Source organism: Pseudoalteromonas sp. APC 3355 (assembly GCF_030407615.1).
Taxonomy (GTDB): Bacteria; Pseudomonadota; Gammaproteobacteria; order Enterobacterales; family Alteromonadaceae; genus Pseudoalteromonas; species Pseudoalteromonas distincta.
This window is the reverse complement of the sequence record NZ_JASDDB010000001.1, coordinates 446,750-460,893: the sequence shown is the minus strand read 5'-3', so window position 1 is coordinate 460,893 and position 14,144 is coordinate 446,750. Positions and strand designations below refer to the sequence as shown.

The window sequence follows — 14,144 nt, the reverse complement described above, 5'->3', positions numbered from 1 at the left end:
TATTTATATTTTGCCAGTGATTATACACACGTAATACGACCAATATTTGCTCGCATTACTTGTAATAATACTGCTAATTATCACTTAAACTTTTTTACATACCTTAGCGTTATAAAATTAATAATGGCAAGCAAAATGGCTATTTCGTAGCGGCTATAGGCTACAGCTATACCAATTAAGCCCATATTCCAAATACTGGCTGCGGTTGCTGTACCGGAGGTTGATTTGTTATTTTTCAAAATTGCGCCACCGCCAATAAAACCAATGCCAGTAATGATGCCTTGCAACATTTTAGATTGAGCTTCTGCGCCATCTAAAACCGACATAGCTATTAATGCATACCCACACGATGCAACAGCAACAAGAGGAAAGGTACGAAGGCCTGCACCATCATGGCTACGCTCTCTGTCGTAAGCCATAGGTAGCGCAAGTAGGTATGCAATACCTAAATGTATTAAGTTATCGATGATTTCATTCCACTGTAAATCAATTTCCATTATTGAGCCTATGCGGGTTAATTTTGTTAATAATAAGCAAGCAGCGGGCCATTGCATAAATAACTAATAATCAATGGTTTATTGTAGGAAGCTGAGTTAAATAAAAAATTATTGAGGAAACTTTTACATGTTTTTATTACTATTTTACGCGATAGTTAATTTGATCTGAGTTTTAAAGCCCCGTATTCATTTATCATATCTAAAAGACACCTATGTGAACCTTTTGCCTTTAAATAAAACATTAAGTACACCCACTAAGCTTGAAAAAACAGCGTTACTATTTTGCGCTGGGTTATCTGTTTTTGCTTTTTTATTTCCTGAATTTCTCACAGAACACTTACAACCCGCTATTAATAAAATTTTAGGTTATTTAGGATCACCATTTTTTATATTGCAGCTGGTGGGTGTTACAAGAAAGTTTATAAATGATTTTAGGTAGTAATACTTACATTTTTTTACAGAGTTACAATAAAAAACGTATACAATTTAGGTAATATTTTGTTTAGGATGAATGATGAAAACAATTATTGTACTTTTGTTTTTTTATTGCCTTTCTGGCTGTACAATTGCGGGCGCTATTATTGATGGGCAAGCACAATCTCAGGCGCGTAATGATAAAAATAGTATTAGCCCGGCGCAGTCAACACCTTATAAAAACCCACTAGAGCCAGTACCTACAGATAAAAACGGATTTAACTTTACTGATATGGGATTAAAGATAGATTCGGCTCTTGTTAGCCTAGTTAAAGGGGAAAGCACTACTACGCAAGTATGTAGGCAGGTCACTAAAAGTCTAAAAGAGTGTGTAGAGGTAGAAAAGTCATCTCTACACACTAATGAGTCTAAGCAGTTAAAAACTGATGATGAAATAATAAGTGTTGGTCAATAAAGCTGCTTATAAAAAAGTAGCTATGATCGTAGCCTGCTTGCATTTCAAGTGTAAGCGGGTAGCCTTTTTTATCTGCAATAGCGACTAGGTTTTCTGGCTTGAGTTGCTCTTGTAAAAAACCATCGGCATCACCTTGACTCACTAACATGGGTAAGTAATTAGCTTGCTCTGCGTTTTTCATCAGCTCGCAGCTGTCGTATTGCTTCCAAAGCGCTTTATCATTTCCTAAATAACCAGTAAATGCTTTTACACCCCAAGGGCATTCAATCGGATTTACAATAGGGCTAAAAGCCGAGGCACTTACAAAAGTAGTCGGGTTTTTAAGTGCAACCATTAATGCACCGTGCCCGCCCATAGAGTGACCACTAATTGCTTTTGTACTTGTTATTGGAAAATGTTGTTCTATCAATGCTGGTAATTCCCTAACAACATAATCGTACATATTAAAATGGGTGTTGTAAGGAGCTTGCGTTGCATTTACGTAAAAGCCTGCGCCTTGTGCAAAGTCGTAACTGTCTTCATTGGGTACGTTTTCGCCACGCGGGCTGGTGTCAGGCGCTACAATAGCAATGCCCAGCTCTGCTGCTTTTTTAAATGCACCGGCTTTTTGCATAAAATTTTCGTCGGTACAGGTTAATCCCGATAACCAATAAAGTACCGGTACTTTATTTGCTTCACTTGCGCCAGGAGGTAAAAATACGGCAAAGCGCATAGTGCAATGTGTACTTTGCGAGCTGTGAGTATATTGCTTATGCCAACCGCCAGACACTTTTACACTTGAGATATTTTCTAACATACTTAATCCTTAAAAGCCGTAAACTTAAAAGTATTACGGCTTATTAATAAGCTATTTTACGAATGCAGTTTATTAGTAATGAATGACTGTACGAATACTTTTGCCTTCATGCATTAAATCAAACGCTTCGTTAATATCTTCAAGGCTCATTGTGTGAGTAATAAAGTCGCTAAGAGCAAATTCACCTGCCATGTAACGCTCAACAATTTCAGGAAGTTGTGAACGGCCTTTAACGCCACCAAATGCACTACCACGCCATACACGCCCAGTTACCAGCTGAAACGGACGGGTTGATATTTCTTGGCCTGCACCTGCCACACCAATAATTACTGACTCACCCCAACCTTTGTGGCAACACTCAAGCGCTGAGCGCATTACGTCAACATTACCGATACATTCAAACGAGTAGTCAACGCCGCCATCTGTCATTTCAACAATAACTTCTTGAATTGGCTTATCGAAATCTTTTGGATTAATTAAATCAGTTGCACCTAGTTTTGTAGCTAAATCGAATTTAGTGGTGTTTATATCAACACCAATAATACGACCCGCACCAGCCATCTTTGCGCCAATAATCGCAGATAAACCAATACCGCCTAGGCCAAATATAGCAACCGTGTCGCCAGGCTTTACTTTAGCTGTGTTGGTAACTGCGCCCATACCTGTTGTCACACCACAGCCTAGTAAGCAAATCTCTTCTAGTGATGCTTCTTTATTTACTTTAGCGAGTGAAATTTCTGGTAATACAGTGTACTCAGAGAACGTTGATGTACCCATGTAGTGATAAATTGGTTGGCCGTCTTTAAAAAAGCGTGTAGTGCCGTCTGGCATTAGGCCTTTACCTTGTGTTTCGCGCACGGCTGAACACAGGTTAGTTTTACCTGAAGTACACATTTTACATACGCCACATTCTGCAGTGTATAAAGGAATAACATGATCCCCAACTTCAACACTCGTTACGCCTTCGCCAACAGCATAGACAACACCAGCGCCTTCGTGACCTAAAATAGCAGGAAATATGCCTTCAGGATCTTGGCCTGATAATGTAAATGCATCGGTGTGACATACACCTGTAGCGGTAATTTTTACCATTACTTCGCCTTTTTTAGGCATCATCACATCAACTTCTTCAACACTAAGTGGTTGATTAGGACCCCAAGCAATGGCAGCTTTTGATTTAATAAATTCAGACATGTGTTTTATTTCCTTTAACTGGCTATTAAAAAATAATTGTAGACCCAATTTGCTTGGGTGATGTGCTTATTGTATTTGTTTCTCAAATAATGATAATCTCAATTTTATTAAAACACTTTTACAGTATGGTAATAATGGCGCGTTGGGATGGAATTGATGAGTTTATAGCGGTTGGTGAAGAGGGCAGCTTTACTGCTGCTGCAAAAATGCTTGGGCTTTCGGTTGCGCATATTAGCCGCCGTGTAACAGCGCTTGAGCAACGTTTAAATACCCAGCTTTTAACTCGTACTACTCGTAAAGTGGTTTTAACTAAAGAAGGTGAAGTGTACTTACATCAAATAAAGCACTTACAACACGCTATGGACGAGGCAACTCAAGGCCTTGCTCAGCAACAAAGTACGCCTAAAGGTAAAATAAAGCTCACAGCACCCGTTATGTACGGAGAGAGCTTTATTATGCCCATAGTGCATAATTTTATGAAGGATCATCCCGAGGTCGAAGTTGTTACCACACTAAGTAACGAGCAAGAAAACTTATTAGAGGGCGGATTTGATTTAGCCATAAGGTTAGGGCATTTAAAAGATTCGAGCTTAAAAGCGCGTAGGTTAAGTGCGCGGCGTTTTATTATGTGCGCGGCACCACAGTATTTAACGCGATTTGGTGAGCCGCACACTTTAGGCGAGCTAAACAGCCATGAATGTTTAATTGGGAATAGTAGCTACTGGCGCGTAAACGAAAATGGGCGCGATAAACACATTAAAATAGCGGGGCGGCTACAGTGTAATAGTGGTTGGGCGCTGGTGGATGGCGCAAAAAAGGGGCTTGGTATTGTACAGCTCCCAGACTACTACATTGAAAACGAAATTAACTCAGGGCAATTGGTGCCTATTTTAACACCCTATCAACCACAGCAAGAAGGGGTATGGGGCGTATATCCACCAAGGCAGTTTGTGGCCACTAATGTACGGGTATTGCTCGATTATTTAGTTAAAGGGCTGAAAGCTTAACCGCGAATTAATGGTTAAGCATGTATTGCTGTAAATATAGCCAAGTATCAGATTTTTAAATTATTTCTTACATTTTACGCCATACCCAAAGGCACTTTTTTCGTGCTACTATTGCTCAATACTTTTACGATAAGTGTTAAAAATAATATGTTTCAACCGGTTAGCTTATTTATAGGGCTTAGATATAGTCGCTCATCTAAAGGAAATGCGTTTATATCGTTTATTTCGTTTTTTTCTATTGCCGGTATCGCTATTGGTTTAATGGCATTATTTACGGTAAGTAGTGTAATGAACGGGTTTGAAAATAGCCTAAAAACCAATATGCTTGGACTTATTCCGCATGTTGAAGTTAGCGCAGGTAAACACACTGCCACCCAAATGGGCACCCTTAAAACCGACCTCGAACAATCTCCTTATGTTGATCATGTAAGCTTATATCGCCACGGCGAAGCTATTTTGCAAACAAATAAAGACTTGCACGGCGTTTTACTACAAGGCCTTTATAACGATAGTGGTTCTTTGCATAAAATTACCGATAAAATAGTGCAAGGCGATTGGAAAACTGTATTAAACAAAAATTACAACATTGCTATAAGTCGTTATTTGAGTCGTAAATTAGGCGTTAGCGTGGGTGATAAGCTTCGCGTTATTATGCCTAATGCTTCAACGTATACACCTCTTGGGCGAGTACCCAGCCAGCGTTTATTTAAAGTTGCCGCAATATATGAAACCGGATCTGAGATAGATATGGCACTTGCGTTTACAAGTGGCGCTTCACTACAACGGGTATTAAAGCTGGATAAAAACACTGCCCCAAATTTAAGTGTTTCATTGCACGAACCTTTCGAACTAGATGAGTTTATTGAAGCAAGCCAGCGTATTTTACAAGATCATAATTATAGTGATTGGCGCAGTACCCAAGGTACTCTATTTGCAGCCGTTGCTATGGAAAAGCGCATTATGTCTATGTTGCTTGCCCTCATTGTATTGGTGGCTGTATTTAATATTGTATCGGCATTAACCATGATGGTAAGCGAAAAACAAGGTGAAGTAGCCATACTACAAACGTTAGGTTTAACACCTTCGCAAGTGCAAAAAGTGTTTATGGTGCAAGGCTTATATAACGGCGTAATTGGTACCGCAATAGGCGCATTTTTAGGTGTAATATTTAGTTTATATATAAATGAGCTACTTGCATTAGTGGGCTTAAACTTATTGGCGGGTATAGAGCTTCCGGTAAAATTTGATATTTTGAGTTTAGTAATAATAGCGTTTGCCAGTATTGCTATGAGCTTTTTAGCTACCTTATATCCTGCGCGTAAAGCCGCAAAAGTAAAACCAGCAGAGGTATTACGTTATGAATGATTTAGTAATTAGTTGTGAAAATTTAAGTAAAGTTTATCAAGATGGCAGCAACCAAGTTGAAGTATTAAAAGGCGTTGATTTAGCGCTGCAGCAAGGTGAAATGCTCGCTATTGTGGGGAGTTCTGGCTCTGGTAAAAGTACGCTTTTACACATACTTGGCACATTAGATACCGCAAGCTCAGGTAGCGCTAAAATTAAAAACCAAGAAGTTGCAAAACTTTCGCGAACAGAGCAAGCCGCATTTAGAAACCAAAACTTGGGCTTTATCTATCAATTTCATCACTTATTAATGGAGTTTAGCGCAGTTGAAAATGTGGCTATGCCATTATTAATTAAAGGCTTGAGTGCAAAAGAAGCCAAAGCTCAAGCGCTCGACATGCTCGAAAAAGTAGGCCTTGCACATCGCAGCTCGCATAAACCGTCTGCGCTTTCTGGTGGAGAGCGCCAACGTGTGGCTATTGCCCGCGCACTGGTTACTAAACCTGCGCTTGTGCTTGCTGATGAACCAACCGGTAATTTAGATAAACAAAATGCGATTAAAATTTACGATTTAATTAATGAGCTTAACCAAAGCTTAAACACGAGTTTTGTGGTAGTTACACACGATTTAGAACTTGCCGATAAGCTAGGCAAAATAGCTTATTTAGACGATGGAAAACTAGCTATTAAAGAGTCGCAGCATGTTGCTTAGTGCATTTTTAAGTAAACGTTTTAGAGCCTATTCAGGCCACAAAGATGAAAAAAACGGCTTTGTTAGTTTTATCGCTAAAGCGTCGACTATTGGTATTTTATTAGGTGTCGCAGTTTTAATTGTGGCGCTGTCGGTAATTAATGGTTTTGAGCAGCAACTAGTACATAGATTGCTAAGTGTTGTGCCGCAGGTTGAATATGTAGCACCAAGTAGACCCATTGCAAATTGGCCGCAAAAGGTAGAGGATTTACAAACACAACCGCATGTGACAGGGGCTGCGCCATTTATTGCCGTTAACGGAATGGCGCAATATAAAAGCCAGCTAAAAGCGATAGAAATTCGAGGTGTTGAGCCATCGCTCGAGAGTAATGTATCGGCGGTAAACCAGTTTACCAGTGGTAAATTAGTGAGTCAGTTAGGCCTTGACGATGTAATTTTAGGTAAGCAAATAGTAAAACAGTTAGACGCCAAAGTAGGCGATAACATTACATTACTTATTCCGCAAATTAGTCAAAAAGGTCAATCATTATTAGCGCCTAAACGCGTAACACTTAACCTTGCAGGTGTTATAGAAATGGGCGGACCGATTGATAGTACCGCTGCATTTATACATCTTAACAAAGCACAGCAAACATTGGGTTACGATGAAACCCAAATAACAGGGCTGCGTTTAAGTGTTGATGATGTGTTTTCGGCGCACCAAATAGCGCTAAAAGTAGGGCAAACTATTGACGACTACGTGTATGTTTCCAGTTGGTTTAGAACCCAAGGTAGCCTTTATCAAGATATTCAAATGGTGCGTACCATTGTTTATATTGTGGTGTTTTTAATTATAGCGGTAGCCAGTTTTAATATTGTGTCCTCTTTAGTGATGGAAGTACGCGAAAAACAAGGCAATATCGCAATTTTAAAAACCATGGGCGCGAAAGACAGTACTATTTTAGCCACCTTTGTAATGCAAGGCTTAATGCAAGCATTTGTAGGCGTGGCACTAGGAACACTAATTGGTGTGGTATTAGCGCTTAATATAAGTGAGCTTTTTACGTGGATAAGCCAATTATTTGGAGCTAATCCACTTGAGGGCGTTTATTTTATAGAGTTTTTACCAAGTAAATTAGTACTTGAAGACATTGGTATTACAGTGATTGTTACGTTTGTGCTTGCGATACTTGCCACTATTTATCCTGCATGGCAAGCAACGCGCGTAGATCCTGCTAAGGTGCTTGGTAACTAGGTATAAGAAGCTCAGATAAAAATTAATAGGGTGGTATTAGTAAACCTGTTAAACTAGGTGCTTATTTAAAATTAAGCAATAACTGCTTGGTTGCTATACCTCACTTTGGGATTTACTTTGACTAATAACGATATTTTACGCCGCATTCGCTACACTTTTAACTTAACTGATACTGCTATGGTCAATGTTTTTGCATCAGCAGAGCATACGGTCACCAAAGAGCAAGTAATTGCATGGTTAACTAAAGAAGGTGAAGAGGCTTTTACCCCAATAAGTGATACTGAGTTTGCTAGCTTTTTAAATGGGTTTATTAATACCCAACGTGGCAAACGCGAAGGTGAGCAACCAGAGCCTGAGAAAAAGCTAAACAACAATATTATCTTTATGAAGCTACGTATTGCTTTAAATATGAAAGCAGAAGATGTTATAGCAACACTTGCACTTGTTGATTTTGATTTAAGTAAACATGAGTTAAGCGCATTTTCTCGAAAAGTAGATAACAAACATTACCGTGTTTGTAACGATCAAATATTACGTTTGTTTTTAACTGGCGTACAAAAGCAGCACCGCCCAGAAGAGTCTGCTGAGTAACTGGTTTTAGCTAATTAGCTTTTAGTTAGTGGGTTTTTTGCGAGCGCAATGCAGTATAAAACCCATTAATTGTTATATTTTCAAACAAACCCATACCTAACCTAATACTTCTAAAACTCCCTTTTGAAAATATAAAAATTCGCTTGGCACTGTTCTAATTTTAAATCTGTGAATTTAAATTCATCTTTAATAAATAAAAATCAAACTTACAATCAAAAATAATTCACGCAGCTGGCGTTAAATATCTCAATTTTTCATGCTAAGGTAATAGTTAATTATATTAAATTAAGACCTTAAAGCATGAATCATAAACTTGATCACGTTTACTTTAACATCTGATAAATACTTTTATTATTAACACGGAAGAATAATTATGAATTATATCCATAGCACAATCGCACAATTAAAAAATAGTAGTCCTGCACAATGCGAGTTTTATCAAGCCGTTGAAGAAGTACTTGAATCACTCGAACCTATCTTAGAAAACTCAGAAAAATACAAAAAAAATGCCATTATACAACGCTTAGTTGAACCCGAACGCCAAATTATGTTTAGAGTTCCTTGGGTTGATGACGAAGGCAATATTCAGGTAAATAAAGGCTACAGAATTGAGTTTAACTCTGCACTTGGCCCCTATAAAGGTGGCTTACGTTTTCACCCTAGTGTGAATGCCAGCATAATTAAATTTTTAGGGTTTGAGCAAATATTTAAAAATGCTTTAACAGGTTTACCGATCGGTGGTGGTAAAGGCGGGGCAAACTTTGATCCAAAAGGGCGCTCAGATGCTGAAATAATGCGTTTTTGCCAATCATTTATGGGTGAGCTCTATCGCCATATTGGTCCTACAACCGACGTACCCGCTGGAGACATTGGAGTCGGGGCGAGAGAAATAGGTTACTTGTTTGGTCAATATAAGCGTTTGACTGGGCGCTATGAAGGTGTTTTAACAGGTAAAAGCTTATTGTGGGGTGGATCGCTTGTACGAAAAGAAGCCACTGGATACGGCGCTGTTTATTTTGCTGACTACATGCTGCAAGCGCGCGGCGATAGCCTACAAGGTAAGCGCTGCTTGGTCTCGGGCGCAGGTAATGTTGCTATTTATGCCATGGAAAAGCTTTATCAAATGGGGGCAACACCAGTAAGTTGCAGCGACTCTCGTGGCACTGTGTATCATGAGTCGGGTATAGATTTAAATCTTATTAAATGTTTAAAAGAGCAATCGCGTGATTGCTTGAGCGTATATCAACAAACTCACCCCGATGCTATTTATATTCCTGTAAATGACTACCCTAAAGATGGGCATGCTGTTTGGCGCTTTAATGCTGCCGCTGCTTTTCCGTGCGCCACACAAAATGAATTAACACAGGCGGATGCAAGCGCTTTATTATCCGGCGGTTGTTTATTAGTAAGTGAAGGCGCAAACATGCCTTCAACAAAAGAGGCTATTGATTGCTTTATTGCTGCAAAAATTGCGTATGGACCAGGTAAAGCGGCCAATGCCGGCGGCGTTGCGACAAGCCAATTAGAAATGGCACAAAATGCGAGTATGCAAAGTTGGACCTTTGAAGAAGTTGATGAAAAGCTAAAACAAATTATGAAAAATATATTTGTGACCGCCAACGATACCGCTACAGAACTTGGTGAGCCTGGAAATCTTTTATTAGGCGCTAACATTGCAGGCTTTAGGCGCGTCGCCGATGCAATGATTGAGCAGGGCGTCGTTTAATATTAAAGCTGAACAATAAGGCTTTACTATAATGTGATTTTAAAACTAGCCATAAAATTGAGTATATTATGGTTAGTTTTAAATATTAACGCCATTAGTGAACTATAACCCTATAAAGCTGAGCCATAACAGCGTAGGATCAAGTTACTTTCGAATGAAAATTAGGTTTGCACTTTAGGTGCATTAACATATAAAAATTATGCAACTAACTGCAAAACCATCACTTCCTAATGCGTTACTTATTTCTATTAGCACACCACAATTTAAAGGCGACGAAGCAACAGAGTCGCTTGCAGAGCTTGCTCGTTTGGTGACTACGTTAGGATTTAAAGTAGTAGGTACGCAATCGCAAAAGCAAAGCTCAACTCAAAAAGTTAATGTACTGGGCTCAGGTAAACTAGCTGAAATAGCCCACCTTACCGGCAATAAAGGGATGGTTGAAAACGAGCAAGAAGATGATTTACTCGATGAAGACCCTTTAACCGAAATATCCTCAGAAATCCCATCAAACGATTTAGATTTTGCATGTGCTGATGTAGTGGTATTTGACTGCGATTTAACGCCTTCTCAACTACGTAATGTTGAGAACCAGCTAGGTGTAGAAGTATTTGACCGCACCGGTATTATCATTGAAATATTTAGTCGTCATGCGCGTACTAAAACTGCAAAATTACAAGTTGAAATAGCTCGCCTTAATTATGTAGCGCCACGACTGCGTGAAACATCAACAGGTGATAAAGAACGCCAAATGGGTAAAGGTGCGGGTGAAACCACACTTGAGCTTAATCGCCGTAAGGTGCGCGATCAGTTAGCAGAATTAAAGCGCGAACTTGTTAGTGTTCAAGATGTAATGATGGACAGACGTACTCAGCGCTCTGAGCTATTCTCAGTGGCTTTAATTGGTTATACCAATGCGGGCAAGTCATCAATGATGCGCGCAATTACAGGTAGTGATGTAGAAGGTGAAAATAAACTCTTTGCAACGCTAGATACCACTGTTCGCGCGCTGTATCCGATTACCCAGCCTCGTATATTGGTTTCAGATACGGTTGGTTTTATTAAAAAATTACCTCATGATTTGGTTGCTTCATTTCATTCAACGCTCGCTGAGGCACATGATGCGTCGTTATTGTTGTATGTTGTAGATGCTTCAGATCCTTCTTTTCGCTCACAACTTGAAGTAGTACATAAAGTACTGGCAGAAGTTGGGGTAGAAGGTAGCAAAAAACTATTAGTATTGAATAAATCAGACCAATTAAGTACTGAGCAGCAGCAGTCGCTAATGGATGAATTTCCTGATGCGATGATGACCTCTACACGTAATCCAGATGATATTAGTAAATTGCACAAATACATTATTGGCATTGCTCAAGAGGACATGATTGAAGAAGAGATTGTTATACCGTACACAGCCAAAGGTATTGTGGGCGAAATCCGATCGAGTATGAGTGTTGTTAAAGAAGAATATGAATACAGCCATATTAAATTAACAGTGCGCTCGAGTGCGATTGATTTAGAACGTTTAAAAAAGAGAATGTCGAATTTATAATAAATTCAGTACATAAAAAGCACAGCCAATTGGCTGTGCTTTTTAGTATTAGTCCTAACATACGTAAATTTAACGCTGCTAGCTCTGAACATAGCTCTGAGATAAATTCCCTATCCAGAGCCTCAGTTACTTAAAGACGAAACTAGGAAAAAGCGTTGTCGCTTAGCTCTTCTTGCATTTGCTCGCGCATTTTAAATTTTTGCAGTTTACCTGTTACTGTCATTGGGTAGTTTTCTACAAAACGGATATGTCGTGGCATTTTAAAGTAGGCTAGTTTGTCTTTTAAAAACTCACGAATTGCTTGCTCATCAAGTACAGCATCTTCTTTTGGTTGGATCCAAGCGCACACTTCCTCGCCATACCTTTCATCTGTTATACCAAATATGGCAGCATCTTGAATGCCCGGGTAGGTGTAAAGTACTTCCTCTATTTCTCGAGGGTAAATGTTTTCGCCTCCGCGAATAATCATATCTTTTATACGCCCAACAATCGTGACAAACCCTTCTGTATCCATGACACCTAAATCGCCAGAGTGCAGCCAACCTTCGTCATCTATTGTGGCTTTTGTTTTAGCTTCGTCATTCCAATAGCAGCGCATTATGCCTGCACCTTTACTACACACTTCGCCAGGTTGACCAATTTTTTGAATGTTACCCAGCTCGTCAATTATTTTAACCTCGGTATGGGCAAGGGCGCGGCCAACTGTCGTTACTTGCCGCTCTATTGAAGAGTCTGTTTCGGTAATGTTGTTTATGGGGCTGCACTCCGTTTGCCCGTAAGCAATCAGTACTTGATGCATGTTCATTTGTGTTTGTACTTTGCGCATTACTTGCTCTGGGCATGTAGAGCCTGCCATTACACCCGTGCGTAAAGTACTTAGGTCATAATCGTTAAAGTTACTCAGCTCAAGCTCACTAATAAACATAGTAGGTACACCGTGCAGCGCTGTACATCCTTCTTGTTGAACTACATCAAGCGTGGTTTTTGCATCGAACGAATCACTAGGGTAAATGGCTGCTGCACCTTTACTAACACACAATAAGCTACCCAATACCATTGCAAAGCAATGATATAACGGGATAGGGATACATAACTTGTCATCACTCGTAAAGTGCATAGATTCGGCGACGAATAGCGCATTATTTAAAATGTTTTTATGAGTGAGCGTTGCGCCTTTTGGGTTACCTGTTGTGCCTGATGTAAATTGTATATTGATGTCTTGCTCAGCATTTAAGTTTGCACCTATTGCTTTTAATTCAAGCTCATGTGCTGATGTTGGCAAGTTAATAACATCATTAAAAGAGTACATACCAGGAGATGCTTCATCGCCAATGCGGATTATATTTTTAAGAGTGGGCAGTGCTTTTAAATTAAGTGTGTCTTTATCGCAAGTTGCAAGTTCTGGAGCCAAACCATTGAGCATTTCTAAATAATCACTGCCTTTAAAGTTTGATGCTGTGATTAGAGTAGAGCATTCAACACTATTTAAGGCGTATTGTAATTCGTTAGGGCGATATGCCGGGTTGATGCAAACCATTATTGCGCCAATTTTTGCCGTTGCAAATTGGGTTAAGCACCACTCAATATTATTAGGAGACCAAATACCAACGCGCTCACCTGGTTTTACGCCAAGTGCCAGCAACCCCATCGCAAGCTGATTAACTTCTTTTTGGAATTCTTTATACGATAATCTAATACCTTGGTGATGAACTACAACAGCTAACGCCTCTGGGTTTTTGTCGACAATAAAGTCAAAGTACTCCCCGATAGTCGAATTTGTTAAAGGTGTGCTTTGTATACCTTTAAAATAGCTTTGCGATAACGGTAAGTGATTTATTTTCTCTACTTCTTTTACCGCAATAGTGTGTGTGTGCATTGCTCTCTCCATGAAAATGTGTGTGAGTTATGTAAACTACAAAGTTAAAATAAACACATATTGTCGACAAAGAGAAGTGCAGTTAGACTAATGTATTATTAGATTAATAAAAGCTAATACTACTTTTTAGACACAAAAAAACGCGTCTTACAATGTAAGTACGCGTTTTTAAACGAGTAATGAGTTTACATTTCGTCGCTGCGGTATGTTTTTTTCATGATGTAAACGTAAGCGTTTACAAAAGCATTTTCTTGGTACTTTTTAAGGCCTGTTTCTTCAAAGGCAATAGGTATTGGATTACGTTTAACTTGTTCTTTAATTTCTGTTGTAGAAAACACGCGAACGTCTAAGCCTTCAATTAATTGAATAGCAGTTTCCATTTTAAAGCCTTTTGCACTGCCAGCAAATTTACCTTTAGGCTGACGCTCACGAATTGCAACAGAATCAATTTGGTAATCTTGCATTAATTTTGCAAAATCGAATTGAAATTTACGCATTACTTCAGTGTCGTTACCGTTACCTAAGGTAAAGCGTGTTTGGCGCACATCGCGAATATCAAATACGTCATTATCTTTACTTAAAATACAAAGTAGTACATCACTACCGGTAATTTCTACACCACATGTTCTCATGTCTATTCTCTAAAATAACTTAATTACGCAGTATTATACGCAACGCACATTAAAATGCGAGTGTGGGTATAGTTGTAGGCGCGTAATTAATGCATTG

General features: G+C 39.2%; 13 protein-coding genes. 8 read left to right on the top strand and 5 right to left on the bottom strand.

Translation table 11 applies throughout. The features are described 5' to 3' along the window. Nucleotides 1–80: 80 nt before the first annotated feature. Entirely contained in the window at nucleotides 81–497 is a 417-nt protein-coding gene (locus tag QMA08_RS02040) for an MgtC/SapB family protein (RefSeq protein ID WP_002960738.1), read from the bottom strand. A 514-nt stretch (nucleotides 498–1,011) separates the two neighbouring features. Here QMA08_RS02040 and QMA08_RS02035 point away from each other — a divergent pair. Further along, on the top strand, nucleotides 1,012–1,386 hold the full coding sequence (locus QMA08_RS02035; protein ID WP_290173463.1) for a hypothetical protein: 375 nt from the start codon (nucleotides 1,012–1,014) through the stop codon (nucleotides 1,384–1,386). Here QMA08_RS02035 and fghA read toward each other — a convergent pair. Both fghA and QMA08_RS02025 read right to left on the bottom strand, forming a co-directional pair. After that, on the bottom strand, nucleotides 1,340–2,182 hold the full coding sequence (gene fghA / locus QMA08_RS02030; RefSeq protein ID WP_138488989.1) for an S-formylglutathione hydrolase: 843 nt from the start codon (nucleotides 2,180–2,182) through the stop codon (nucleotides 1,340–1,342). The genes QMA08_RS02035 and fghA overlap by 47 nt on opposite strands. Before the next feature lie 72 nt (nucleotides 2,183–2,254). Next, complete coding sequence (locus QMA08_RS02025) at nucleotides 2,255–3,376, bottom strand: S-(hydroxymethyl)glutathione dehydrogenase/class III alcohol dehydrogenase (protein ID WP_002960732.1); 1,122 nt, start codon at nucleotides 3,374–3,376, stop codon at nucleotides 2,255–2,257. Between the two features lie 134 nt (nucleotides 3,377–3,510). Here QMA08_RS02025 and QMA08_RS02020 point away from each other — a divergent pair, with 134 nt between their 5' ends. The 7 genes from QMA08_RS02020 (at nucleotide 3,511) to hflX (ending at nucleotide 11,539) form a co-directional block, all read left to right on the top strand. Beyond that, nucleotides 3,511–4,383, top strand: a complete 873-nt coding sequence (locus QMA08_RS02020) for a LysR family transcriptional regulator (protein ID WP_272451327.1) — start codon at nucleotides 3,511–3,513, stop codon at nucleotides 4,381–4,383. Between the two features lie 147 nt (nucleotides 4,384–4,530). After that, nucleotides 4,531–5,748 (top strand): lipoprotein-releasing ABC transporter permease subunit, encoded by a 1,218-nt coding sequence (locus QMA08_RS02015; protein ID WP_290173460.1) that lies wholly within the window; start codon nucleotides 4,531–4,533, stop codon nucleotides 5,746–5,748. Continuing rightward, nucleotides 5,741–6,439: a lipoprotein-releasing ABC transporter ATP-binding protein LolD gene (lolD, locus tag QMA08_RS02010; protein WP_007375330.1), complete on the top strand. Its 699-nt coding sequence runs from the start codon at nucleotides 5,741–5,743 to the stop codon at nucleotides 6,437–6,439. The genes QMA08_RS02015 and lolD overlap by 8 nt, the downstream gene beginning before the upstream one ends. Then, nucleotides 6,429–7,673, top strand: coding sequence for a lipoprotein-releasing ABC transporter permease subunit (locus QMA08_RS02005; RefSeq protein ID WP_290173458.1), 1,245 nt, complete (start codon nucleotides 6,429–6,431; stop codon nucleotides 7,671–7,673). Before lolD ends, QMA08_RS02005 begins: the two co-directional genes overlap by 11 nt. Before the next feature lie 117 nt (nucleotides 7,674–7,790). Next, nucleotides 7,791–8,264: a DUF1456 family protein gene (locus QMA08_RS02000; protein ID WP_002960721.1), complete on the top strand. Its 474-nt coding sequence runs from the start codon at nucleotides 7,791–7,793 to the stop codon at nucleotides 8,262–8,264. A 373-nt stretch (nucleotides 8,265–8,637) separates the two neighbouring features. Continuing rightward, on the top strand, nucleotides 8,638–9,990 hold the full coding sequence (gene gdhA / locus QMA08_RS01995) for an NADP-specific glutamate dehydrogenase (protein ID WP_290173457.1): 1,353 nt from the start codon (nucleotides 8,638–8,640) through the stop codon (nucleotides 9,988–9,990). Between the two features lie 199 nt (nucleotides 9,991–10,189). Further along, complete coding sequence (hflX, locus tag QMA08_RS01990) at nucleotides 10,190–11,539, top strand: GTPase HflX (RefSeq protein ID WP_290173456.1); 1,350 nt, start codon at nucleotides 10,190–10,192, stop codon at nucleotides 11,537–11,539. Nucleotides 11,540–11,681: 142 nt separating this feature from the next. On the opposite strand, the gene QMA08_RS01985 is transcribed toward hflX, so the two are convergent. Both QMA08_RS01985 and QMA08_RS01980 read right to left on the bottom strand, forming a co-directional pair. Further along, a complete protein-coding gene (locus QMA08_RS01985; protein ID WP_290173455.1) occupies nucleotides 11,682–13,415 on the bottom strand; it encodes an AMP-binding protein in 1,734 nt (577 codons plus the stop codon). A 185-nt stretch (nucleotides 13,416–13,600) separates the two neighbouring features. After that, nucleotides 13,601–14,047 (bottom strand): DUF3010 family protein, encoded by a 447-nt coding sequence (locus tag QMA08_RS01980; protein WP_033029405.1) that lies wholly within the window; start codon nucleotides 14,045–14,047, stop codon nucleotides 13,601–13,603. Between the last annotated feature and the right edge of the window lie 97 nt (nucleotides 14,048–14,144).

Coding starts and splice junctions, on each gene's coding strand:
- QMA08_RS02040 (WP_002960738.1), bottom strand. CDS start 497: ATGGAAATTGATTTACAGTGGAATGAAATCATCGATAACTTAATACAT.
- QMA08_RS02035 (WP_290173463.1), top strand. CDS start 1,012: ATGAAAACAATTATTGTACTTTTGTTTTTTTATTGCCTTTCTGGCTGT.
- fghA (WP_138488989.1), bottom strand. CDS start 2,182: ATGTTAGAAAATATCTCAAGTGTAAAAGTGTCTGGCGGTTGGCATAAG.
- QMA08_RS02025 (WP_002960732.1), bottom strand. CDS start 3,376: ATGTCTGAATTTATTAAATCAAAAGCTGCCATTGCTTGGGGTCCTAAT.
- QMA08_RS02020 (WP_272451327.1), top strand. CDS start 3,511: ATGGCGCGTTGGGATGGAATTGATGAGTTTATAGCGGTTGGTGAAGAG.
- QMA08_RS02015 (WP_290173460.1), top strand. CDS start 4,531: ATGTTTCAACCGGTTAGCTTATTTATAGGGCTTAGATATAGTCGCTCA.
- lolD (WP_007375330.1), top strand. CDS start 5,741: ATGAATGATTTAGTAATTAGTTGTGAAAATTTAAGTAAAGTTTATCAA.
- QMA08_RS02005 (WP_290173458.1), top strand. CDS start 6,429: ATGTTGCTTAGTGCATTTTTAAGTAAACGTTTTAGAGCCTATTCAGGC.
- gdhA (WP_290173457.1), top strand. CDS start 8,638: ATGAATTATATCCATAGCACAATCGCACAATTAAAAAATAGTAGTCCT.
- hflX (WP_290173456.1), top strand. CDS start 10,190: ATGCAACTAACTGCAAAACCATCACTTCCTAATGCGTTACTTATTTCT.
- QMA08_RS01985 (WP_290173455.1), bottom strand. CDS start 13,415: ATGCACACACACACTATTGCGGTAAAAGAAGTAGAGAAAATAAATCAC.
- QMA08_RS01980 (WP_033029405.1), bottom strand. CDS start 14,047: ATGAGAACATGTGGTGTAGAAATTACCGGTAGTGATGTACTACTTTGT.